General features: G+C 29.3%; 21 protein-coding genes and 1 rRNA gene. 13 read left to right on the forward strand and 9 right to left on the reverse strand.

The features are described from left to right. Positions 1–201: 201 nt before the first annotated feature. A 16S ribosomal RNA gene (locus tag EXC53_RS02015) occupies positions 202–1707 on the reverse strand. 329 nt (positions 1708–2036) lie between these two features. Continuing rightward, on the reverse strand, positions 2037–2228 hold the full coding sequence (gene rpmB, locus EXC53_RS02020; protein WP_119572274.1) for a 50S ribosomal protein L28: 192 nt from the start codon (positions 2226–2228) through the stop codon (positions 2037–2039). 197 nt (positions 2229–2425) lie between these two features. On the opposite strand from rpmB, the gene ftsY reads away from it, so the two are divergent. From ftsY to EXC53_RS02050, 6 genes are all read left to right on the forward strand, one after another. Next, entirely contained in the window at positions 2426–3469 is a 1044-nt protein-coding gene (gene ftsY / locus EXC53_RS02025; RefSeq protein ID WP_119572273.1) for a signal recognition particle-docking protein FtsY, read from the forward strand. Then, on the forward strand, positions 3462–3692 hold the full coding sequence (locus EXC53_RS02030) for a sigma factor-like helix-turn-helix DNA-binding protein (RefSeq protein ID WP_119572272.1): 231 nt from the start codon (positions 3462–3464) through the stop codon (positions 3690–3692). The genes ftsY and EXC53_RS02030 overlap by 8 nt, the downstream gene beginning before the upstream one ends. A gap of 138 nt (positions 3693–3830) precedes the next feature. After that, positions 3831–4937 carry a molecular chaperone DnaJ gene (gene dnaJ / locus EXC53_RS02035; protein WP_119572271.1) on the forward strand — a complete coding sequence of 369 codons (1107 nt, stop codon included), beginning with the start codon at positions 3831–3833 and terminating at the stop codon, positions 4935–4937. 66 nt (positions 4938–5003) lie between these two features. After that, positions 5004–6926 carry a DNA topoisomerase IV subunit B gene (gene parE / locus EXC53_RS02040; RefSeq protein WP_129724636.1) on the forward strand — a complete coding sequence of 641 codons (1923 nt, stop codon included), beginning with the start codon at positions 5004–5006 and terminating at the stop codon, positions 6924–6926. Between the two features lie 184 nt (positions 6927–7110). Continuing rightward, positions 7111–8739, forward strand: a complete 1629-nt coding sequence (locus tag EXC53_RS02045) for an IS1634 family transposase (protein WP_129724638.1) — start codon at positions 7111–7113, stop codon at positions 8737–8739. A gap of 51 nt (positions 8740–8790) precedes the next feature. Then, positions 8791–8973, forward strand: coding sequence for a hypothetical protein (locus EXC53_RS02050; protein ID WP_129724640.1), 183 nt, complete (start codon positions 8791–8793; stop codon positions 8971–8973). 25 nt (positions 8974–8998) lie between these two features. Here EXC53_RS02050 and rsmI read toward each other — a convergent pair whose 3' ends face one another. The 6 genes from rsmI to dnaX are packed head-to-tail and all read right to left on the reverse strand — an operon-like array spanning position 8999 to position 14311. Further along, positions 8999–9706, reverse strand: a complete 708-nt coding sequence (gene rsmI, locus EXC53_RS02055; RefSeq protein WP_119572010.1) for a 16S rRNA (cytidine(1402)-2'-O)-methyltransferase — start codon at positions 9704–9706, stop codon at positions 8999–9001. After that, the gene (locus EXC53_RS02060; RefSeq protein WP_119572009.1) at positions 9699–10646 is read right to left on the reverse strand and encodes a hypothetical protein; all 948 of its coding nucleotides are present in this window, start codon (positions 10644–10646) and stop codon (positions 9699–9701) included. Before EXC53_RS02060 ends, rsmI begins: the two co-directional genes overlap by 8 nt. Beyond that, entirely contained in the window at positions 10639–11289 is a 651-nt protein-coding gene (tmk, locus tag EXC53_RS02065; protein WP_119572008.1) for a dTMP kinase, read from the reverse strand. Before tmk ends, EXC53_RS02060 begins: the two co-directional genes overlap by 8 nt. A gap of 14 nt (positions 11290–11303) precedes the next feature. Next, positions 11304–11888, reverse strand: a complete 585-nt coding sequence (locus EXC53_RS02070) for a toprim domain-containing protein (protein WP_119572007.1) — start codon at positions 11886–11888, stop codon at positions 11304–11306. Then, complete coding sequence (locus EXC53_RS02075) at positions 11888–12175, reverse strand: YbaB/EbfC family nucleoid-associated protein (protein WP_119572006.1); 288 nt, start codon at positions 12173–12175, stop codon at positions 11888–11890. The genes EXC53_RS02070 and EXC53_RS02075 overlap by 1 nt, the downstream gene beginning before the upstream one ends. A gap of 27 nt (positions 12176–12202) precedes the next feature. Then, positions 12203–14311 carry a DNA polymerase III subunit gamma/tau gene (gene dnaX / locus EXC53_RS02080; RefSeq protein ID WP_119572005.1) on the reverse strand — a complete coding sequence of 703 codons (2109 nt, stop codon included), beginning with the start codon at positions 14309–14311 and terminating at the stop codon, positions 12203–12205. 186 nt (positions 14312–14497) lie between these two features. Here dnaX and EXC53_RS02085 point away from each other — a divergent pair, with 186 nt between their 5' ends. The 4 genes from EXC53_RS02085 (at position 14498) to EXC53_RS02100 (ending at position 18537) form a co-directional block, all read left to right on the forward strand. After that, positions 14498–15298 carry an energy-coupling factor transporter ATPase gene (locus EXC53_RS02085; protein WP_119572004.1) on the forward strand — a complete coding sequence of 267 codons (801 nt, stop codon included), beginning with the start codon at positions 14498–14500 and terminating at the stop codon, positions 15296–15298. Further along, positions 15289–16209: an energy-coupling factor transporter ATPase gene (locus tag EXC53_RS02090; protein WP_119572003.1), complete on the forward strand. Its 921-nt coding sequence runs from the start codon at positions 15289–15291 to the stop codon at positions 16207–16209. The genes EXC53_RS02085 and EXC53_RS02090 overlap by 10 nt, the downstream gene beginning before the upstream one ends. Next, positions 16202–17266 (forward strand): energy-coupling factor transporter transmembrane component T family protein, encoded by a 1065-nt coding sequence (locus tag EXC53_RS02095; RefSeq protein ID WP_165260993.1) that lies wholly within the window; start codon positions 16202–16204, stop codon positions 17264–17266. Before EXC53_RS02090 ends, EXC53_RS02095 begins: the two co-directional genes overlap by 8 nt. 98 nt (positions 17267–17364) lie before the next feature. Next, entirely contained in the window at positions 17365–18537 is a 1173-nt protein-coding gene (locus EXC53_RS02100; RefSeq protein WP_165260996.1) for a restriction endonuclease subunit S, read from the forward strand. Positions 18538–18588: 51 nt separating this feature from the next. On the opposite strand, the gene EXC53_RS02105 is transcribed toward EXC53_RS02100, so the two are convergent. Next, positions 18589–19332 carry a phosphotransferase gene (locus EXC53_RS02105; protein WP_119572001.1) on the reverse strand — a complete coding sequence of 248 codons (744 nt, stop codon included), beginning with the start codon at positions 19330–19332 and terminating at the stop codon, positions 18589–18591. 95 nt (positions 19333–19427) lie between these two features. Here EXC53_RS02105 and EXC53_RS02110 point away from each other — a divergent pair, with 95 nt between their 5' ends. From EXC53_RS02110 to EXC53_RS02120, 3 genes are all read left to right on the forward strand, one after another. Beyond that, positions 19428–20429 (forward strand): phosphatidate cytidylyltransferase, encoded by a 1002-nt coding sequence (locus EXC53_RS02110; protein WP_119572000.1) that lies wholly within the window; start codon positions 19428–19430, stop codon positions 20427–20429. Positions 20430–20549: 120 nt separating this feature from the next. Next, entirely contained in the window at positions 20550–22472 is a 1923-nt protein-coding gene (locus EXC53_RS02115) for an exonuclease domain-containing protein (RefSeq protein WP_129724642.1), read from the forward strand. Between the two features lie 41 nt (positions 22473–22513). After that, entirely contained in the window at positions 22514–24946 is a 2433-nt protein-coding gene (locus tag EXC53_RS02120; protein ID WP_235666639.1) for a PolC-type DNA polymerase III, read from the forward strand. Positions 24947–25021 lie beyond the last annotated feature (75 nt).

Raw genomic sequence — 25021 nt, forward strand, 5'->3', positions numbered from 1 at the left:
ATTAACCAATTTAATTTATTTATTTGATGTCGTTGTAATATCTTTACTATTCAGTTTTCAAAGAACAAGAGAGAAAGTTCTCTCAAAACTAGATATATCTATGGACTATTAACATAGTACATGTGTCATTGTAACAATTATTAATTATTTTAATAAAAATAGTCTTTAAGTATCCTATTAGATAGGTAATGTACTCCGTAGAAAGGAGGTAATCCATCCCCACGTTCTCGTAGGGATACCTTGTTACGACTTCACCCCAGTCACCAGTCCTGCCTTAGGCGGTTGTTTCCGTAGTTAACAAAACCGACTTCGGGCATTACCAGCTCCCATGGTGTGACGGGCGGTGTGTACAAGACCCGAGAACGTATTCACCGTAGCGTAGCTGATCTACGATTACTAGCGATTCCGACTTCATGTAGTCGAGTTGCAGACTACAATCCGAACTGAGAACGGTTTTTTGAGATTTGCTTGACGTCGCCGTTTTGCTTCTCTTTGTACCGTCCATTGTAGCACGTGTGTGGCCCCACTCGTAAGAGGCATGATGATTTGACGTCGTCCCCACCTTCCTCCCAATTACTCGGGCAGTCTCCTTAGATCATCTAACTAAGGACAAGGGTTGCGCTCGTTGCAGGACTTAACCGAACATCTCACGACACGAGCTGACGACAACCATACACCATCTGTCATTCCGTTAACCTCGACTATATCTCTATAGCTTTGCGGAAGATGTCAAGAGTGGGTAAGGTTCTACGCGTATCTTCAAATTAAACCACATGCTCCACCGCTTGTGCGGATCCCCGTCAATTCCTTTAAGTTTCACACTTGCGTGCATACTACTCAGGCGGATGATTTAATGCGTTAGCTGCGCCGATGGTCTCCATCAGCTAATCATCATCGTTTACGGCGTGGACTACCAGGGTATCTAATCCTGTTTGCTCCCCACGCTTTCGTCTCTCAGTGTCAATATGTGCCCAGTTAGCTGCCTTCGCCATGTTGATGTTCTTCCTAATATCTACGCATTTCACCGCTTCACTAGGAATTCCGCTAACCTCTACACAATTCTAGCGTGCCAGTATCCAACGCGATTTGGGGTTGAGCCCCAAGTTTTGACGTCAGACTTAACACACAACCTACAGACGCTTTACGCCCAATAATTCCGGATAACGCTTGCAACCTATGTATTACCGCGGCTGCTGGCACATAGTTAGCCGTTGCTTTCTGACAAGGTACCGTCAAGACAAAGGCTTTCCACTCCTTTGTTTTTTCTTCCCTTATAACAGCAGTTTACAACCCGAAGGCCTTCATCCTGCACGCTGTGTCGCTCCATCAGACTTTCGTCCATTGTGGAAAATTCCCTACTGCTGCCTCCCGTAGGAGTCTGGGCCGTATCTCAGTCCCAGTGTGGCGGATCAGTCTCTCAACCCCGCTAAACATCATCGCCTTGGTAAGCCATTACCTTACCAACTAGCTAATGTTACGCACCCCGATCCACTAGTGAAGCAATTGCTCCTTTTATATTAACTTCATGCGAAATTAATAAGTATCCGGCATTAGCGCTAATTTCTCAGCGTTATTCCAATCTAGTGGGCACGTTAAGTACGTGTTACTCACCCATTCGCCGCTAAGTTCCGAAGAACTCCGCTCGACATGCATGTATTAGGCACACAGCCAGCGTTCATCCTGAGCCAGGATCAAACTCTCGAAAAAATTGACTGTCATGTATTGTATATATCTAGTTTTCAAAGAACTTTATTCAAAAATGTTTGCTTCAATATTATACATAAAAGTTTTAATTTCACAAATATTTTTTTTAATTTTTTTAATCAACAACTTGTATCTAAATAAGTTGCTAAATTATTATAACAAAGCAAAAAAGAAATCCAAAAAATTTTTTAATTTTTTTAATTTTTATTTGCTAAATAATTTAGATACTAAAATCATTATTAAAAATATATAAGAATCCTCTAAAATGATAAATATAATAAATATAAAATAAGAAGCTGCTTGATCAAGGCAACTTCTTATTTTATATATTATTAAATAAAACCTTTTGTTTTAAGAGTTTTTAAAGTTTTTGCACTAACTCTTAATGTTTGGCTACGACCATTTAATGTAATTCTTACTTTTTGTAAGTTAACATTAAATTTTCTCTTTGAGGCATTCATAGCGTGTGAACGTTTATTACCTGATTGTGGACCTTTTCCTGTTAAGACGTCTCTTCTTGCCATTTTCACATCCTTTCTTTAAATTTTATTAGCTAACAAATTTATAGTTATGTAAAAGCAAAATAATTATAACAAATAACAAATTTTTGCAAGCATTTTAATTAGTGAATTTTTGTCAAAAATAAAATACTTATATAAATAATAAATAAGAAGCTAAAAATATATATTCAATCTAGACAAATAAAAAGTAAAATATAAACATGAAATTTTTTAAAAAATTAATAGATAAAGTCTTTAAAAAAGATAAAGATATCGAAGTTCTTGAAAAGGAATTTGAAAAAGAAAAACAAAAAGAGATTATTAATAGTGATAAATTTCAAAAATATCAAACTGGTTTAACAAATAGTTCCAACTTTGGTAAAAAACTTTTAGAAATTCAAAATGCTCACAATCAAATTGATGAAGATTTCTTTGAAGATTTAGAAGAACTATTAATTATATCTGATATTAATGCCTCACTAGTTGATTTAATTATAGAAAAAATCAAAATGGAAGTTAAAACAAACAACATCGATGATCCGAAATTAATTGGAGAAATAGTTGCTGATCAAATGTTTGTCATCTATGCGAATAATTCAATCATTAATACTAATTTAAATTTCGCAAACGATCGCACTAATGTTTTTATTTTTGTGGGTGTTAACGGAAGCGGCAAAACAACTTCAATCGCTAAAATTGCAAACAAATATATTAAAGAAGGTAAAAAAGTATTAATTGCAGCAGCTGATACTTTCCGTGCAGGTGCCGTTAATCAACTTGGAGTTTGAGCCGAAAGAATTGGAGCCGAGATAGTTAAACCAAAAACAGAGGGTCAAGATCCTTCGGCCGTTATTTATCAAGCAATGGAAAAGGGAACTACAGAAAAGTACGACTTAATTATCATCGATACAGCAGGTAGACTTCAAAATAAAGTCAACTTAATGAAAGAATTAGAAAAAATGGTTGGAGTAATTCGTAAATTTATTCCGGACGCTCCACATGAATCATTACTTGTTTTAGATGCAACAACAGGTCAAAACGGACTAATGCAAGCAAAATCATTTGGAGAAATAGCTAAATTAACTGGAATTATTCTAACTAAAATGGACGGTACTTCTAAAGGAGGAATCGTTCTATCAATTAAAGACGAATATAATCTTGATGTTAAATACATTGGACTTGGTGAAAAATTAGATGATTTACAAGAATTTGATCTTGATCTTTTTATTTATCATATGACAAAGGATTTAATCAATCATGAATAAAAAATCATCAATTGAAAATGTCATGAAATATATTAACCTTTTCAATAAATACGGTTCATTATTAACAGAACGTCAGCAATTTGTTTTTAAACTATACTTTTTAGAAGATCTTTCATATTCTGAAATAGCAGCAGAATTAGCAACAACTCGCACCGCAGCTTATGATGCAGTTTCAAAAGCAATTAAAAAATTACTTAAAATCGAAGAAGAACTAAATAAATAATTTCAAAATAAGCCATAACCTTCATTGATTATTCAATGAAGGTTTTTTTGAAAACTAACTTGATTTAAAAATATAAATATAATAAGTTAGTCTTTTATTTAGCAACTTAATATAAAATGTGCTAAAATTTAAAATACTATGAGTAATAAAAGAGATTATTATGAAATATTAGGTGTATCTAAAACAGCTAGTCAACAAGAAATTAAATCTGCTTATCGTAAACTTGCTAAAAAATACCACCCTGATGTTTTAAAAGATGGAACAAGCGACCAAAAAATGAAAGAAATTAATGAAGCATATAGTGTTCTTTCTGATGAAACTAAACGTAAAAATTATGACCAATTCGGAACAGAGGGTCCAGCTGGTGGTGGATATGGTCAAGGTTTCCAAGACTTTGGTGGATTCCAAGATATTTTCGAAAATATCTTTAGCGGATTCGGTGGTTTTGGCGGAGGTAGAAACCGTGCTAAAAAATATCCGCAGCGAGGCGAAGATTATCAAACAGTCTATGAAATTAGTTTTAGCGAAGCAATTAAAGGCGTTGAATTAGAACGTGATTTTACTAAATTCGAACTTTGTTTGCATTGTAATGGTAAAGGTGCGGAAAGCCCAAGCGATATTCAACAATGTCAAAAATGTCATGGTAAAGGTTACGAACAAAAAGTTGTTAATAGCATTTTTGGACAAACTATGACTAATGTCGAATGTTCTAATTGTCATGGAACAGGTGAAATTATTACTAAAAAATGTTCACAATGTAATGGTCAAAAGTATATTAAGGTTCAAAAAAGAACTAAAATTAACATTCCCGCTGGAGCTTCTAACTCTACTCGTTTAAAATTAGCAGGTTACGGTGGGCCTGGGGAATTAGGTGGACCAAGCGGAGATTTATATATTGTAATTCGTGTTCGTCCTCATGAGTTCTTCGAAAGAGAAGGGAATAATATTTTCATTCAAATTCCCGTTTCTTACATTGATTTAGCTTTAGAAAAAACAATTTTAATACCAACTCCATATGGTCCAGAAAAAGTTAAATTAAAAAAACATTATCAAAATGGCCAATTAGTTAAACTTAAAGGCAAAGGTGTTAGAACATCTCGTGAAACTGGTGATTTATACTTTAAAATTTCTGTTATTGTACCTGACTATTCACGAAAAGAACGCAAAGAGCTTGAAGCACTTTTTGCTAAAATTGATGATACAACTAATAATGACTTTGTTAAAAAAGTTGAACAAGCAAAATAAGAAACTAGCCAAGGCTAGTTTTTTAATTCTTTTTTAGATTGGTAAATCTTTTATAATAAGAAAGCTATGAATCAAAAATATACAGCAGAAGATATTACTCAATTAAAAGGGCTCGAAGCAGTTCGTAAGCGTCCTGGAATGTACATTGGTGGAAATGATGTTAATGGTTTACATCATTTAGTCTGAGAAATTGTTGATAATGCAATCGACGAGGCTTTAGCTGGTTTTGCTAATCAAATTGATGTCACCTTAAAAGCAGATGGTAGTGTAATTGTTAAAGATAACGGGAGAGGAATACCTGTTCAAAAAGCAAAAGGGCAAACACGAACTGCCGTTGAAATTGTTTTTACCGAACTACATGCTGGTGGAAAATTTAATGGGAATGTTTATAAATCATCAGGAGGGCTTCACGGAGTAGGTTCCAGTGTTGTTAATGCCCTTTCAACTAAACTTGAAGTTATTGTTGCTCGTGATGGTAAATTATTTAAAACAACATTTGAACAAGATAAAATAATTGAGCGAACTCATGAAATTGGGGAGTCAAAGAAAACAGGAACTACCGTTCAATTTTGACCTGACTATTCTTTCTTCAAAAAAGCACATCTAAGCTTTTCAAAAATTTCAGAGCGTTTAAAAGAAAGTTCATTTTTAATTTCAAATCTCAAAATAACCTTCAAAGATGAGGCTAATGATGTTGTTGAAGTTTATCAACATAACAATGGTCTTGAAGCTTTTGTTGATTTTTTAAACGAATCAAAAGTGAAGCTCACTCCGGTAGCATCATATTTTGATAGTAAAAAAGAAATTGAAATCAATTTTGCTTTTCAATGAACTGATTCATATAATGATTTAATTCTTAGTTTTGTTAATAATGTTAAAACCAAAGACGGAGGAACGCATGAAACCGGACTTAAAACAGCAATAACAAAAACATTTAATGATTTTGCAATCAAAGAAGGAATTTTGAAAGGTAAAAATTCATTCGATGGTGATGACATCCGTGAAGGTTTAACTTGCATTTTATCCTTAAAAGTTCCTGAAAGTTTACTTGAATTTGTCGGACAAACAAAAGATAAATTAAGCACACCAGAAGCTAAAAGTGTAGTTGAAGAAATTGTTTCTAAATATCTTGAAACATGAATTGCTGAAAACAAACAAACTGCTAAAAAGGTTTTAGAAAAAATTAAACGTGCTTATGAAATTCGTCAAGAAGAGAGAAAGCGTCGTGATGAAGCTCGTAAATCTAAAAAGGCACTTAAAGAAAAAGTTATTTTAAGTGATAAATTAACTTCTGCTTCATCTAAAAAACCTTCTGAACGTGAGCTTTTTTTAGTCGAGGGAGATTCAGCTGGCGGGAGTGCTAAAAGTGGTCGTGACCGTAGAACACAAGCAATTTTACCACTAAGAGGGAAAGTTATTAATGTCGAAAAATCCAAATTACTTGATGTTTTAAAAAATACTGAAATCGGGACAATTATTAATACAATTGGTGCTGGGTTTGGTAAGGATTTTGATATTAGTAAAGCTCAATATGGTAAAGTTGTAATTATGACTGATGCTGACACCGACGGAGCTCATATTCAAATTTTACTTTTAACTTTCTTTTATCGTTTCATGAAGCCATTAATTGAAAATGGAATGATTTATATCGCTTTACCACCACTTTATAAAATTCACAATAAAACTAGCAAAAAGGTTTTTTATGCCTGAGATGATGATGAATTAAAAGAAATTCTTGCACTTCAAAAAGGTCAAACCGAATTACAGCGTTACAAAGGACTTGGTGAAATGAACGCTGACCAACTTTGAGATACAACCATGAATCCTGAAACTCGTACTTTAATTAAAGCTACTCTTGAAGATGCAGCTTTAGCTGAAAAACGTGTAAGCACATTAATGGGTGATGATGTTGTTGCAAGAAGAAATTGAATTAATTCTAATGTCGACTTTTCAGTTGAAGATGATTTTATTGTTAATATGAAAAAATAATAAAAGATAGCTTATCGCTATCTTTTTAACTATTTTTGGCGTATTTTGAAACTTTTACTCCTGAGTTTCCAAGTTGAGCTTATTTTTTAGGCTTATTTTTTTATACATATATCAAAGATATATGACCTAAAGAAAAAAATGTTTTTTTACTTACATTACACACATAAAATGATATAATAAGAGCATGAGTTACAGTTTATGCAAGAAAAAACAAAATGGAAAATATTATTTAGTTTTAGCTATTTCTAAAGGTTTTAAAAAAGGTTATGGAAATCAGATTGGTCTAGGGTACTGAGAAGATATCAAAGAAAAGTATGGATTATCTTCAATTGAAGATATAAAAGAAATAGCAAAAAAAGTAGATACATCTTTAGATAAAACTGTTGCAAAAGAAGAGTTTTTTAAATTATTAAAACCTACTTCTGTAAAAACAAGTATCCAAAATATTGGAGTTGATTTAATTTATAAAGTTATTAAAGAATTAGATTTATTTTCGGCATTACCAAAAAGTAAACATAAATCGTTAGAAGAGGTTTTGGAATTTTTCATAGCAACTAGAATTATCCTTCCAAGAAGCTATATGTCACAATATAAAAATAAAAGTGATTTTATAAATGATATTAATGTTAAAAAATCATCAATATATAACTATCTTGATGTTATTTTCGAAAATAAGAATTCTGTTTTAGTCAATTTATTTCAAAAAATAAATGAATTCACAAATCGTAATAATAAAGTTTTTCACTTCGATAACACAACAGTTTATTTTGAAAGCTTTACAAGAGAAGGAATAAGAAAAAACGGTTTTTCAAAAGACGGAAAACACAATGAAGATCAAGTAGTCATAGCAATGGCTGTAGATGAAAACGGAATACCAATACACTATAAAGTGTTCCCAGGTAACACGGCTGATGGTAAAACAATGTTATCCTTCGTTTTAGAACTTCAATCAATCTATAAAATAAAGGATATTATAATAGTTGCAGATCGTGGAATAAATAACAATGCAAACTTACGTTTCCTAGAACAAAAAGGAATTAAATATATATTCCAAAAAAGATTAGATACATTAAGTATTGGGATGAAAAAATTCATTCTTGAGGACAAACATTATGTTTTTAGAGATGAAATGTTTTGGAAAGAACAAATTGTTGAATCTGTTTGAAACAAAAATAGATTTAATGGTAAATACAGAAAATGATGTGTGTTTTTCAGTCCTGGGAAAAAGACTTTAGATAAATTAAAAAGAAATAATTTTATTGATAAATTGAATAAGAAAACTGTAAATGGAGAACTCCCACTTAGTTCTTTAGTTCCAGAATATAAAAAGAAATACATGGACATTGATGGCAAAACAGTGGGTAAATTAAATTGAGAGAAAATTAAGAAAAAAGAATCTGAAGATGGTTTTTACATTATTGAAACCAATATTTTAGATTTAACACCAGAAAAAGCTAATGAAATTTACAGAAAACAATGAAAAGTAGAAGAAAATTTCAGAACATTAAAATCTTCTTTACAAGTTAGACCTGTTTTTGTTCATAATGAACAGCATATACTTGCACATCTTTTATTATGTTTCATTGCTCTTGTTGTTTTAAAATACTGTCTTTATAAATTAAAGAAATATTATGAAATCAATGGAGAAATACAAAAAGTGACGTTAGATTTATTTGTGGATTCATTAAGAATAATGACTATAACAAAAAAAGAAGTAAATGGAAAAGTGGTACAAGAAATAATTAATGATTTGGATGAAAACCACAAAGAAAATATAAAAATTTATAAAGATTTTATCGCATGTATGAGTTAATTCTATGTGTGTAATTTTAAATGTAAAAAAACGAATACACCTTATTTATAGATGTATTCGTTTTTTATAGCGTCTCAACTTGGAAACTCAGGAGCTACTCTTGAAGATGCAGCTTTAGCTGAAAAACGTGTAAGCACATTAATGGGTGATGATGTTGTTGCAAGAAGAAATTGAATTAATTCTAATGTCGACTTTTCAGTTGAAGATGATTTTATTGTTAATATGAAAAAATAATAAAAGATAGCTTATCGCTATCTTTTTAACTATTTTTGGCGTATTTTGAAACTTTTACTCGTTTAACTTTTGGTAAATTTAACACCAAAGTGAATTCACCTTTCACGCTAACTTCCTGAAGTTGTTCCAGAATTTCTTTGGGAGTACCAAAAAATCAAGTTTCATGCATCTTAGTTAGTTCTTTAGCTAAACAAATTTGAACTTGATCTTGAAAAAAGGTTTCAAGATCTTGGAGTGAATTAATCAATTTATGAGGAGAAACATAGTAAACATAAGTTCCAACTTGTAAATTTTCAAATGAATTTAAACGTTGTTGACTTTTATCTTTCATGAACCCCATAAAAGTAAAAGTAGTATTAAAGCTAGAACCAACAAAAGCTGTCACTGCCGCATTAACACCAGGGATAATTTCGATCTCATATCCTGCTAAGCGAGCTTGTTTAATAATTTCAAAACCAGGATCGCTCATTACCGGCATTCCTGCATCGGATACAACTGCTAAGTTTTCTCCTTGCTCCAAAATTTTTAAAAGACCCTTAGCAGAATTTTTCTCAGTAAAGTTATTATAAGTTAATAATTTTTTATCCTGAATTTCATATAAACCAAGTAATTTACGAGTTACTCTTGTATCTTCGCAAGCAATATAATTTACTTCTTTTAAAATTCTTAAAGCTCTCAGAGTAATATCTTCAAGGTTTCCAATTGGAGTCCCTACAACATACAATTTATTCATAATACTCCATTAATTTAATTAGTAAAGTTTCTTTTTGTAAATTAAAGTTAGCATTTTGAGCAAGACTAGACTCAAAATGATTTAAATCAGCTAAAAAATTGATTAAATTTGGGAAATGTTCATTAAGTTTTTCACTAATTTGAATTATACGACTTACATACTTATTTTTTAGAGTTGCGTTTTTTAACTTAAAATGTCCTTCAATAATAAGTTTAATTGCACTTATTAAAAAATCTTTGTTTTGAGGATTTTCTTTAACTAAATGTTCTGTTAAAAAAGCATATAAAAATGTTTTGTTGCGTTTAATTGATTCAACAAAAGCAATTGATAAATTATTGAACAAATCAATATATTCATCTTTGCTATATTCTTTAGCCGTGAAAAGTTCTCCAGCTAAATAGCAAGCAATCTCTGCAAATGGTTCTAAAATTCCGTTTCTAATGAAATTAGCATATAAATTACGTGGGCTTTCAGGTGTGATTGGAATTTTTTGTGCACGAGAAGTAATAGTTGGTAAAACTTGATTAAAATGATTTGTTGTTAAAACAATTTGAACATTATTAGTTGGTTCTTCAATTGTTTTTAAAATTGCATTTAAAGCTATGTTTGAAGCGTTTTCAATGTTTTTAATCACAATAATTTTTTGTGAATTAGCATCAAGATTATTTGATGTAAAGTAAATCTTACTAAGAATATTTTCAAGATTTTCTTTGAAAATATCATCTTTAGAACCATCTAAAAAAGAAATATTGCTTGGTAGATTATTATTTCTTAAATCTTGATAGCTAATTTCAAGATTCGTTTGATTAATAAGTGAAATAAAATTAGCTAAATCTAGATCGATTTGATATTTTGATTGTGCAATTAAAAGATATAAATGGTTTAACTTATTTGTTTCTCGTGCTTGTTTGATTGCTTTTTCAATTTTGAGATTAAGCATGTTTTTGTCAGTAGTCCTTAAATTTAGAGTTCTCTAAGAGAGCTTTTCAAACATTTTGAAAAACTTGTTCTGCACTTTGTGTTGCATCAATAACAATAAATCTTTGCGGATCTTCATTAATCAAATATTTATATCCTTGATATACATCATCATGAAATTTAAATGCTTCATTTTCGAGACGATCAACCACAAGACGATTTGCTTCTCGTCTTTGTCTTGATTGCTCAGGATTAATATCAAAGAAAATAGTAATATCTGGCATTGTACCATCAATCACTAATTCAGTCATTTGTTTTGTGTATTCATATCCTAATTTACGTGCAAAACCTTGATAAGCATAAAAACTATCAACATAACGATCACAAAGTACAATTTCTCCACGTTCAATAGCAGGTCAAATCACTTTTTCAAGATGCATTCTCCGACTCGCTGAGTAAAGAAGAGCCTCTGAAACATGCGAAATTTTTGTTTCTGGATCTAAAATAATTGATCTAAGTTTTTCTGCTTCTGGAACATTTTTTCCACCAGGTTCTCTTGTAAGTATAAATTTGACATGTGGATATTCATGACTTAATTTATGAACTAATTTATTTAAAATTGTGGTTTTACCAGAACCATCTAAACCTTCAAAAGATATGAACATAATTAAACTCTCCTTTATTTACTTCTGTTAACTAATGATAATTTCAAAGTAATATCATCAATATAATCAACAGAAGAACCAATTGGTAGACCAATTGCTAATTGACTAACTTTGATATTATGATCTTGCAATTTCTTTTTCAAAATGTTATTAGTAATTTCACCATGAATATTTGGTGAAATACCTAAAATAACTTCCTCAAAATTTTTTGCATAATTGATTAAATTTGTAATTTGTATTTGAGCTTTTTGAATATCTTGTTCATTTTTAATTAAATCTTTAAAAACAAAATATTTTCCATAATAAAATTTTGCTTTTTCAATTTTTTCAATAATTGCTACATTTTCAACTACAAGCAAAATATTATCTCGATCATTTTCAGAACAAATTGGACAAGCACCTTGATCAATAGCATTTCCACAAGTTGGACAAAAAGTAATTTTATCTTTAACTTTCCGGATACTACTTGCTAACGAAAACACTTCTTCCTCAGAACTATTTAAAATTCAAAAAACAATTTTTTCGGCTTGTTTTCTGCTAATTCCTGGTACTTTTCGTGCCTTTTCAATAAATTCTTCAATTGTTTTTGAATTAAACATTAAAATCCAAATCCACTTGGCATTTGTGGTGTCATTTCTGCTTGTTTGTCCTTAACTTGTTCAAAAGCTTCATTAAGGGCAATTACCATTAAATCTTCTAAAAGTTCTTTATCTTCCGGATCAACTAAAACTTCATCAATTTCAATTGATTTTACTGACATATCTCCTTTAACTACTACTTTAATTCCTTGTTTTTCAACAACAAATTCTTGAGCCTCTAAAGCTTTTTGTTTATCTAACATTTCTTTTTGCATTTGTTGTAATTTTTTAAGCATTGCTGGATTCATAAATACCTTCTTTCTTATTTAAAATTTTTATTCAATTGTAATATTTGTACCAAAAATATTATAAATTTCATCGTCATCATTATTTAATTCCTCAATTTTAGTAGGAATTTCAAAATGATCTAATTGCGAATTTAATTCGTTATTAGATCTTCATTTAATTAAATGGTTACGCACTTCTTCTTTTTGTTCTGGTGTTAGAAGAATTAAATGCATATAAGTTCCAAAAACATGAGAGAAGAAACCTTGTAATTTTGGATCTAATTTGTGTTTGTTTAATTTTTTAATTGTCTCTGAACTTGCAACAATCATAATGTAAGTTGTGTTAATTGCTCATAATTCACACTTTTCAAAAAGCTTAGCTACTTCTTGATAATTATTTTTCGAAAGTTTTGCTCTTCTTAAAGCAAAACTAAGTTCGTCTAAATAAATTTTACTCTTACGTCAACTTTCACTATTAATCATTATTTTTCCAAAAAGTTTAGCAAGTTCTTCCGAAGATTTTTCATCTTTATTTTTTGATGATTTTCTATTTTGTTCTGATAAATTATAGTTTGATATTTTTTGTTCTTCGAGATTTTCTTGATTAGCAACTTGATCACTTAATTTTGTTTGACCTGTTTCTTGATTATCAATTTCCTGATTATAATCTGAAAAATCGCTCACCGCTAATTCAATTTCTTGTGTCATTTGTTGATAATTAGCAAAATTGTCTTCTTCATTTAAAATTGCACTGGTTGAATTGATTTGAATTGAATTTTCTGGATTGAATTCTTGTGCTTTTTGATTGATAGTCACTTTATTTAAAAATAAATTGGGGTTTGAAATTGAATCAATTTCAGTAGTAATTGTTTTTAATTCTTTTTTTCTAAAATCAGAATCAAGATCTAAGGGTACTTCTATTGTTTTAGTTTGTCTCTGACTAGAATTGAATTCATTTGTGTTAGCTACCGAAATTTCAACATTTTGATGATTTGTTTTTGGTTGTGAAAGTTTTACTTTTGGAGTACTAGTTTCTTTTTGCGGTTTTTCAATGACAACTTCTTTATTAATTAATATTTCATTTTCTTTTTCAAAAATTCGTAATGCTTTGATTAAACCTAATTCAATTATTTCAAACGGAAATTCGCTTCGATTCAAATTAATTGCAATTTGATAAAGTGCATCAGATAAAATTAAAGCATCTTTCAAATTAGTCATTTTGACTAATTTGACTTGTTCTTTTGTTAAAAATTCAAGTAAATTTGGATCTTGAGTTTTATAAGCAATAATTCATTCTTTATTAATTCTAATTAAACTTAAAATTAATTGTAAAGGATCAATTCCGTCATTTTGAAGCTCTTGTAGTTTCGAAATTAATTCATAAGCATTTTTAAGAACTATATTGTTAATAATTAAAATTGATTCATTTGTATCAATTACACCAAAATTAGAACGAATTGTTTCATTTAAGATTTTTCCATTTCCAAAAAGGCTCGCTTGATCAGCAACTGAAAGAGCATCTCTCATTCCACCCGAAGAAAGGCTCGCAATACTTTTAAGAGCATTTAATTCATAATCAATTTTCTCTTGTTCTAAAATTCAAGCAAGATGTTTGACAATATTATTTTCTGTCATTCTTCGGAAATTAAATCTTTGTACTCTTGACAAAATTGTTACTGGAATTTTATGAGCATCTGTTGTAGCTAAAATGAAAACAGCATGTTTCGGTGGTTCTTCTAATGTTTTTAAAAGTGCATTAAAGGCATTTTTAGTTAACATATGAACTTCATCAATAATATAAACTTTATAACGTGAATAAAGTGGAGATTGTTCCACTTTTTCTTTTAAATCTCTAATTTCATCAACACCATTATTTGAAGCAGCATCCATTTCGATTACATCAACTGATGTATTTAAATTTTCTAAGCATTTTTCACAAGCTTTAGTGACATCTTCTTGATGCATGCAATTAATTACATTAGCAAAAATTTTAGCAATCGAAGTTTTTCCTGTCCCTTTTGGACCACTAAATAAATATGCATGAGAGATTTTGCGAGAACGCACAATATTTTCAAGAGTTTGAACGACATGATCTTGACCCACAACTTGATCAAAAGTAATTGGACGATATTTACGATAAAGTGCTTTATAACTCATAACTAACTCCTTATTTACTAAATGTTTTATTATTATATTTTAATTATTAGAGATATTAATAAAAATAGTCTAATACTTGTCTTTGTTGAAAGTTGTTTTATCAGTACTTTTCAAATCACATTCTAATCAAAATTAAAATAATCTTTAAAAAATATTAAAAAAATGATATTTTAATAAAATTTAAATATGATTAAAGTTAATAATATTTCATTCAAATATCGTTTAGATGAAAATAAATATGCACTCAAAAATGTTTCATTTGAAATTAAAAAAGGTGAATATGTTGCTATATTAGGACATAACGGGAGCGGAAAAAGTACTTTATCAAAAGTCTTGGTCGCTCTTTTAAAACCACAAGAAGGACACCTTTCAATTGATGGGATTACTTATAGTAAAAAAACTCTTAAAGAAGTTAGAAACAAAATTGGAATTATCTTTCAAAATCCCGATAATCAATTTATTGGTTCAAGCGTTGAAGATGATATTGCTTTTGGACTTGAAAACAAACTTTATGACCCAAAAACTATGCGTCAGAGAGTAATTGAATTCGCAAAGCGTGTTGATATGCTTGACTATTTAGAAAGAGAACCTCAAAGTCTTTCTGGTGGACAAAAACAAAGAGTTGCTATTGCTAGTGTTCTTGCACTTGATCCTAGTGTTATTATTTTTGACGAAGTAACATCAATGCTCGATCCGAAAGGGAAAGATGAAGTTCTCAAAATTATTAAAGAAATTAAAGAAAATAAAGAAAAAACTTTAATTTCAATTACTCACAATATGGATGAAGCAATTCTTGCTGATCGCTGCTTAGTTTTTGCCAAAGGTGAATTAATTGCACAAGGATCGCCTAAGGATATTCTTAATAACAAAGAAATTATTGAGGTTGCTAAAATTGATTCTCCATTTATTTATAAATTAAGTAGTCTTGTTGACGGAATTGAACCAACATATGATAGAGAGGAATTGATACAAAAATTATGCAAATAAAAATTCAAAATATTGGTCATACATTCAATCCTAAATCTCCTTGAGAATTTACTGCTCTTGAAAAAATTAATCTTGAAATCAAGCAAGGTGAATATGTTGGTATAATCGGGTCTACTGGAAGTGGAAAAACAACATTAATTGAGCATCTAAACGGAATATTAAAACCAACTGAAGGTGAAATTGAATGATATTTTTATGATGAAAAGAAGAATAAAAAAACAAATCAAATTGAACAAGAGTTAACTAAATTAACTGTCAAAAGTTCGCAAAAGAAAATTAAAAAAGTTAAGCAAATTCGTAAAAAAATTGGAATCGCATTTCAATTTGCAGAGTATCAACTTTTCAAAGCAACAATTAAGGAAGATATCGCTTTTGGTCCAATTGCTTACGGAATGAGTAAGGAAGAAGCTTACAAAAAAGCCGAAGAAGTTTTAGAACTTGTTGGTCTAGGTAAAGAATATCTTGAAAGAAGTCCGTTCGAACTTTCTGGTGGACAAAAAAGAAGAGTTGCTTTAGCTGGACTTCTTGCTATGAATCCGGATGTGCTTGTTGTTGATGAACCAACTGCCGGACTAGATCCTCAGGGTGTGATTGATATCTTAGATATACTCACCAACTTAAATAAACAAGGAAAAACAATAATCAATGTAACACACGATCTTGATAATATTTTAGAACGTGCTAAAAGAATTTTGTTGCTTAAAAAAGGTGAATTAATTATGGATGGCGATCCATATCAAGTTCTAAATAATGTTGAATTATTAATTGAGAACAACTTGCAACCACCAAAAATCTTAGAATTTGTTCATCAACTTAGAAAACTAGGTTTTGAAATTGGTGAAATTCATTCACTCGAAGAATTAGCAAGAGAAATTAATAGAATTCGAAACGAAAGGAGACAGAATGAATAGCGTTTTTGGTCGTTATATTCCTGGTAAAGGTTTTATCTATAATCTTGATCCTAGATTAAAACTTTTAATTACCATAGCTTACATTGTTCTTGTTTTCTTCGTTGGATCATTTTTTGAAATTTTGATCTTGCTACTTCCATTAATGGTTGTCCACATTTTAATCACAAAGCGTCCACGCACAACTTTTCGAATGATGAAAGTTCCATTCATCATTACCTTAGTAATTTTTGTTGTTAATATTTATACAATCGATTTTGCACAAGTTTTAAAAGTCAATTACTTTCCAAATGTTTTTGTAAAGTTATTTGCTACTTCTAAAACAATTCAATATGAAGTTCCTAAAGCAGCATCCGAACTAGAAAGTTTTTATGCCAATCAAACTGATATTTTAAATATTTATAAAAAACTTGGTTTAGATTATGCAAGTTACTATAATTCAATTTCTAATAATGTTGTTGAATGAAAAAATTATTACGGAATTTCGCTTGTTGCAGTCAACCGTGCTCTTGCTTTGTTTTTTAGAATTTATATCATGATTTTGGTTATGTCAGTTTTAACCAATTCAACACGTCCGATTCTTCTAACAAAATCTATCGAAGATGTTCTTTGACCATTTAAATTACTACGCTTTCCCGTTCATATTGTCGCAATGATCATCTCAATTGCACTAAGATTTATTCCCACACTTTTAGATGAATCTACAAGAATTATGAAAGCTCAATCTTCAAGAGGTGTTGACTTTAAAAACGGTAAAATTAAGGATAAAATTGTTGCTTTTACAACTTTAATCATCCCTTTATTTGTTTCTAGTTTCGCAAAAGCCGAAGATCTTTCTAACTCAATGGAAACTCGTGGTTATGATCCATATGAAAAAAGAACTAAATATCGTCAATTAAAGCTTAGATGACAAGATTTTGCTATTGCACTGATTGTTATTGCTATAATTGTTTTAGTTTCATTTAGTAGCTATTTATGAAGACATTTCGATAACATTGATCAATGATTTAATTTAACAAACCAAGTAAAAGTTGTCTTAAAAGGTTTCTTAATTGTTTAATATTCAAAAAGCTAGAAAATCTAGCTTTTTGAATTTGCAAAATTTTAAAAAAGTCTAATTAAATTTATAATTATTAAGATTAAATGAAAGAGGAAAAAATGAGTAATATTACACAAGATTTAGAAACAGAATTAAAATATCGTCAAAAAGAAATTAAATGACACTTGCAAAATATTTTTCAAAAATTACAAGAAAGATATGAAAATGGAGATAAAGAAATTCAAAAATATAAATTAGAAGAAATAACTAATATAAAAATTGGTAAAAGAGTAACTAAGAAAGAACTTTCAAAAGTAGGATACCCCGTAATTAGCGGAGGAAAGCAATCAATGGGATTTTTGGAAAGGTTTAATAATAAAAACAAAACAACAATAATAGTTGAAGGAACTGCTGGTTTTGTAGATTTTCAAGAAGGTTATTTTTGAAGTTCGGATCATGTTGGTGTTTTTGTAAATGAAGATAATTTTATATTAAATAAATTTATATATTTTTACTTATTAAATAAGCAAAAATATATTTACAAAAATTTTATTAATAAAACTGCAATACCACCTAAATTGCTTTATAAAGAGCTCTTGCAAGAAAAAATCTTCCTCCCTTCGCTTGAAGAGCAAGAAAAAATCGTTAGTCTTATGGATTGTTTATTTGAATATTCAGCGGAGCTGTCAGCGGAGCTGTACTATCGTACAATTCAATTTAAATATTATCTTAATTCTCTTTTTGAAAATATTCAAAAAGATCAAAATAATGAAAAATATAAATTAGAAGAAATCATTCAATTAAGAAAAGGTACACCCTTACATTCAAGAGAATTAAAAGATTCTTATCAATATCCTGTAATTGGTGGTGGAAAGAAAATTATCGGAAGATATCATTCCTTTAATAGAGATAATAATACTATAACCATATCTATAAATGGAACAGCGGGTTTTGTAAATTTTTTTGAAGAAAAAATTTGAGCAACAGGGGATTGCAAAACTTTAAATTTTCAAAAAGAATTAATTAATATCAAGTTTGTATATTATTGATTAATTAGTAAGCAAAAATATATTTATAGAAATTTCGTAAATAAAATAGGAAGTAGAAATGCTTTAATACATAGCAAACTTTTACAAGAAGAAATCTCCCTCCCATCGCTTGAAGAACAAGAACAAATAGTCAAAAAACTAGATCTTTTTATGCAGTTAATTTCACCTGATCTTAAAAATCCAATCGAAAAACTCAAACCTCTTGAAGAAATGAAACGTGATTTTATTATTAATTTATTCTAAATTGAAAAATAAGAAAAAGCTCCATAGAAAAATAAATTTCTAGTGGAGCTTTTAGTTTCTAAATAAATTGTTTTTCTTCTTATAATCAAATTCAGCAACTGCTTCTTTTAATTTTTCAATTGAATGTTGATCGCTAAAAGGCATGATTGGTTGAGCATGAAGTCATAAAATTGTCAAGTAATATACTAAAATTTTTTGTTGTAATAAATATTCTTCTCAATATGAATCATATTCATTTAAAAAGATTTCTTCTTCTTCCTTAGTTAAAAAACTTCCTGTAATAAAGTAAGCTAAATCAAAGTGTTTATCACCCATTGAAGCGTATTCTCAATCGATAAAAAAGACTTTACCTTTTTTATCTAAAATAATATTAGCCTTATATAAATCATTGTGTAGTGGTCTATTGTTTTCACTATGTTTTAAGATTAAATTAATTCGTTTGTAATAATCATTTAAAACATCAATTTTTACACCTTTATCTTGTAAAATTTTACGATATTTTTTAACACGTGAAGCAACATTTCGAGCAGGAAACTTTAAATTTGAATCATGTAATTTTTTGAAATTTTGAGCAATTTGTTTTAAAACATCTGGTGTGAATTTTAATTCTTGCGAATCAATTCACTCTCATGTTACTGATTCTTGATTATCTTCAATTAATTTAGGTACAAAATCAAAATTAGCAAGTAAACTATAATCTAATTTATGATTGAATTCATTAACTTTTTTCTCTTGAAAAAAGTTACCTTCTTTTTGATAAGAATTGTTTGTATGTCCGATTTCTATTTTTTTCATCTCAAAATCCCCTTTAAAATCTAATATAATGTTATATATTATATAGAAATTAGTTTTTGAAACTGAAATTTTCAAAAATTAACACTAAGGAGAACATGAAAACAAAAGCACTTACTAACAACGAATTTTGATTAAAAAGGTTTTTACCAGCAATTCTTTTGGTTATTATTTTAATTGCAATTTTGGCTTTATTTCAAAATTCATTTTTAATTCATAACAAAACTAACAATTTAACTTTATTTTGATCGCTAAGAATTTCTTCATTATTAATCTATATTGCAATGTCATTTTGAATGATTTATGAACTTAATCGTAGTTTTTTAAAAGCAAAAACTACAAGTCTTATAATGAGCCTAATTTCTCTTGTGACCTTATTTCTAAGCCCGAATTATTTTAAGCAAGTGCTTATTGGTCAGTTTTCATGAACCTTAAAAGATCTTTTTATAAATGATGGAATCGGAGTTAATTTAATTTTAATTGCTTTATTGCCATTTGTTTTCTTTTTAATTAATTTTTTAACAGCACCAAAAGAAATTTTAGTCAAAGAGCTTTTTATTAAAACAATTTATTTTGCAGTTGCAAATACTATTTTAATGGTATTTTTAAAAGCTTTCATTATCATAAATACAAATCCAAAAGGTTTAGAAATAATTTTACTCACTATTTTAATTGCAACAGCAAGTGATACTGGTGGTTTTTTTGGTGGAAAATTATTCGGACACAAAATTTTCAAAAACAAGCTTGCTCCACAAATTAGTCCTAAAAAAACAATTGAAGGAGCAATTATAGGTTACTTGTTTGCTTTATTAATTAGCTTTATTTTTATCTTCTCATGAAAAGCAATTAATCCAACCAATAATCTTGCAAGTGATTTACTCCAAAATCAAGTCAAAAGAATCGCATTATTATTCTTTATTTTATTTGCTCCTCTTGCAGCTATTTTTGGAGATCTTTTCTTTTCATTAGTTAAGCGTAAATTAGGAATTAAAGATTATTCTAAAATCTTAAAAGATCACGGTGGGATTCTCGATCGTTTAGATAGTATTGCAACGGTATTTCTATTATGAACACTATTTGCAATACCGTTTGTTTTTTAAATTTTGCCTTTGTGCAAAATTTTTATTTTTTAAAAACTAAATTAACAAAAATATTTAAGAACTGAAAATTTTTATATTAAAATTAAACAACAATTTATCAACATTTATTAAAGGAGCAGCATGAGTAAATTTAAAGACCCAACATTTAAAAAATTAATGGAGTACTGCAAAATTTCATCTTTAAAAGGTTTCGAGGAAGCTTATATTAAAGATTCAAAAATCAAAAAAGACTATGACGAAAATAATGAAATTTTTTTAAGCTTCACAATTGTTCTTACTCAAATTCCTGATTGAAAAAAAATCCAAAAACTCAAAAATTTAATTAAGGAAATTGGACCAAATTTTATTTTTAATTTTGAATATGAAACCAATTCATATCATATTAGTCAAAAAGAAGTTAAAAACTTCTATTTACAAATGATTAAAAATGATCAAAATTTTGAAAAACTAAGTCATTTACTCAAAGAATTAAGTCATTTAGAATTTAATACTCAAAAAGGACGTTGAATTTTTAACTACAAAACTATTAATCTCGACGATCAACTAGATTTAAATATCTTGAATTCAAAACAAGAAATGATTAAGTGAGGGTTTGTTGATTTTGATATTGATATTAACCATATGGGTGGTTGAAATCTTGAAGAATCAATTAAGGTCGAAAAGCAAAAAGTTATTGAAAACTTTGTTACAAATCAAGAAAAGCAAACTTCCGAAAACCAAAATAACAATTTTGAACAAGTTCGTAAAAAAGCTCTAAGTGATGGATATCAAAAACAAAGTTACAAAAATACTAATTTTGAAAAAGTTGTAATTCAATATATCAACAATTTACCAAGTGAGGCTTTTAATATTAAAGTCAATTTTGATGCAATGATTTATAAAAAAGAAGTTTCAAACTTTGGAAATAATTATTACTATCATTTTTTTGTAACCGATCTTAAAGAAGCAACAAAAGTTACTGTTCGTGCAGTTGGTGCTCAATCAACCTTAAATGATCTTAAAGAAAATGATTGAGTTAATATTTCCGGTGAAGTTAAAGTCAATAGTTTCGACTCTTCAAAATATGTTCAAGTCCCAAACGCAAAATATATTAGTCCAATTTCTTCAAAAATCGAAAAGCGTAGTGATTTTGCTGATAGAACAAGAATTGAACTTTCAACTCGGAGCAAAATGAATACTATGGATAGTATTCTAAGTGCTAGCGATATTGTTAATATTGCTAAAAACTTTGAACATTCAGCTGTCGCAATCATTGATTCAAATAGTGTTCAAAGTTTTCCTGAATTTACATCAGCTGCTAAAAAAGCTGGAATTAAACCAATTTATGGAGTATCTTTTGATGTTATTAAGAAAAACAATAACGCTATTTTAACTCCTAAATTCGTAAATGTGGATTTAGCTGAAGCTAGCGTTGTCTCATTTGACATTGAAACAACTCACCTTTCACCTAGAATTGGAGATATAATCGAATTTGGGGGTTCTTTGGTTGAAAAAGGAACAATCAAAGAAACTTATCAATTCTTTATGAAAGCTAAAGCTCCACTTTCAGCTTTTACAAGCAACTTAACCAACATTACAGATCAAATGCTTGCAGAAGAGGGAATGTCAGAAAAAGAAGGTCTTGAAAAGATTTACCAAATTCTAAATAACAAAATCGCCCTTGCTCACAACGCAAATTTCGATATGCACTTTATCTTGCAAAAGTTTATCGATCATAACATGGAATTGCCAAACACAATTTTTATTGACTCTCTTGTTATTTCAAGATTAATTTTTAAAGATAAAGCTAAACATGCTCTTGGTGATTTTTGTCGCAATTTAGGTGTTGATTATAATTCAGAAGTTGCTCACCGTGCCAATTACGATGCGGAGGTTCTTGCTAAGGCATGAGCAACTGCAATTTATAATTTAAAAGATTTAGGAATTGTTGATTTAGAAACACTTTATAACTATGAGCAAACTGAGTTACGTGAAAAAACTCGTTCTTCACAAATCTCAGTTTTAGTTAGAAATCAAAAAGGTCTTAAAGAACTTTTGAGTTAACTAGTTTAACTTTAACTCAAAGATATTTCAAATCACCAAAATTATTTTGAGAAGATCTACCAAAAGATCATGAAAATTTATTAATCGGTTCTGGTGGACTAAAAAGTGAATTAATTGACGCTCTTTTATATTCAAGTGATTTAAAATTAAACGAATTAATTCAAAGATTTGACTATATTGAAGTTCCTCATCCTGATGCATTTTTACACTATATTGATGAAAATGACTTTACTTATTCACAAATTTTAAAATTATTAAAATTACTAATTCAAAGAGCACAAAAATTTGGCAAAACAGTTGTTGCAATTGGAGATGTTCGTTATGAAAATCAAAATGATCAAATTTTTTATAAATCATTAGTTTATTCAAAAGGTATTGGTAATACTGCTCACTTTTTATTTAACTACGGAAAAGCAAAAGCAGATACTCTTAAAATTCCGCAACTTTATTTCCCAACCACAGACGAAATGCTTGATAAATTTAGTTTCTTAAAAGATCAAGCTTTAATTGAGGATATAGTAATTAACAATACTCACAAAATTGCAAATTTAATTGATGATAATATCATAGTTATTCATGATAAGCTTTATACACCTAAATTTGATGATTCCCACATCAAATTGAAAGAACTAGTTTATCAAACAGCTCACCAAATGTACGGTAATCCACTACCTAAAATTATTAAAGATCGTTTAGAGCAAGAAATTAATCCTATTTTAGAATATGGATTTGATGTTATTTATTGAATTTCACATATTCTTGTTAAAAAATCAAATGATAGCGGATACTTAGTTGGTAGTCGTGGATCTGTTGGTTCTTCGTTAGTAGCTACGATGGCAGGAATTACAGAAGTTAACCCCTTACCTCCACATTATGTTTGTCCGCAATGTAAACATTTTGAACTTGCTAATATTGAAGGAATTACATCCGGATTTGACCTTGATGATAAAACATGTAATTCATGTCAAATCACCATGATTAAAGATGGTCAAACAATACCTTTTGAAACTTTCCTTGGTTTTAAAGCAGATAAAGTTCCTGATATTGATCTTAACTTCTCTGGAGAATTTCAACCCGAAGTTCATAATGAAGTTAAAAGACTTTTTGGAGATAGTCATACTTTAAGAGCTGGAACAATTTCTACAATCAAATCGAAAACAGGATTTGGATACATTAAAAAAGCTTGCGAGGAATATGGATTTACATATTCAAATAACTTTATCGACTTTTTATCAACAAAAATCGAAGGAGTTAAGCGAACAACAGGTCAACACCCTGGCGGAATTATCATTATTCCAAAAGAGTATGATGTTGCAGAGTTTACTCCGATTAATTATCCAGCCGATGATATTTCCTTAGATTGAAAAACTACTCACTTTGATTTCCACGCAATTCATGACAATGTTTTAAAACTTGATTTGCTTGGTCATTTAGATCCAACTGCGATTCGGATGCTCGAAAAATTAACTGGTTTAGATGTTAAAAAAGATGTTCCTAAAAAAGATCCAAAAGTTCTTTCACTCTTTTATGAAACTGATGCTCTTGGAATCTCTCCACAAGCAATTGGAGGAGAAATCACTGGTGCTCTTGGTTTACCTGAATTTGGAACTAACTTTGTTAGAAAAATGCTTTACGAAGCTAAACCAACATCTTTTGCTGACCTAATTTCTCTTTCAGGTTTATCACACGGGACTGATGTTTGAAGTAATAATGCACAAGAATTAATTAAAAATCAAGGAATGACAATTAAAGATGTTATTTCTTGTCGTGATGATATCATGGTTTATTTAATTAACAAAGGTGTCGATCCGCTTAATTCATTTAAAATTATGGAACAAGTCAGAAAAGGAAAAAGCATAACACCAGAACAAGAAGAAGAACTTAAAAAATTCAATGTCCCAAGTTGATATATTGAAAGTATGAAGAAAATTAAGTACATGTTCCCTAAAGCTCATGCTACTGCTTATGTTTTAATGGCATGAAGAATTGCTTGATTTAAACTTTATCACCCATTAGCATACTATGCAACATTCTTTACAACTCGTGTTCAAGAGTTTGATGTAGAAGTTTTAGAAAACGATTTTGGTGCTAAAAAAATTAACGCAAAGTTAAAAGAATTAGATGCAATTAAAAACAAAAAAGTTAATGATAAAGAGTTAATCCAAACTCTTGAAATTGCTCGTGAACTTTATGCACGTGGTTTTAAAATTTCAAAAATTAATTTAGAAAAATCGCTTGCTAATGAATGAGTAATTGATGCAGCAAATGGAGCATTAATTCCGCCGTTTGCTTCAATTAAAGGAATTGGTGTATCGGTAGCTGAAAAAATTGTTCAAGCACGTGAAGAAAGTGATTTTCGATCAAAAGAAGATTTCAAAAAACGTAGCACAATTAACTCAACTCTTTTTAAAACAATTGATGAACTAGGTGTTTTAGAAAGCTTAAACGAAACCGATCAAATGACTTTATTTTAAAAAATGCAGCAATGCATTTTTTTATTTAAGCAAACAACCACTGACTTTGCTAATTTTTTGAATAAAATATTCAAG

The sequence above is a fragment of the Mycoplasmopsis gallopavonis genome, from assembly GCF_900660635.1.
Lineage (GTDB): Bacteria > Bacillota_I > Bacilli_A > Mycoplasmatales > Metamycoplasmataceae > Mycoplasmopsis > Mycoplasmopsis gallopavonis.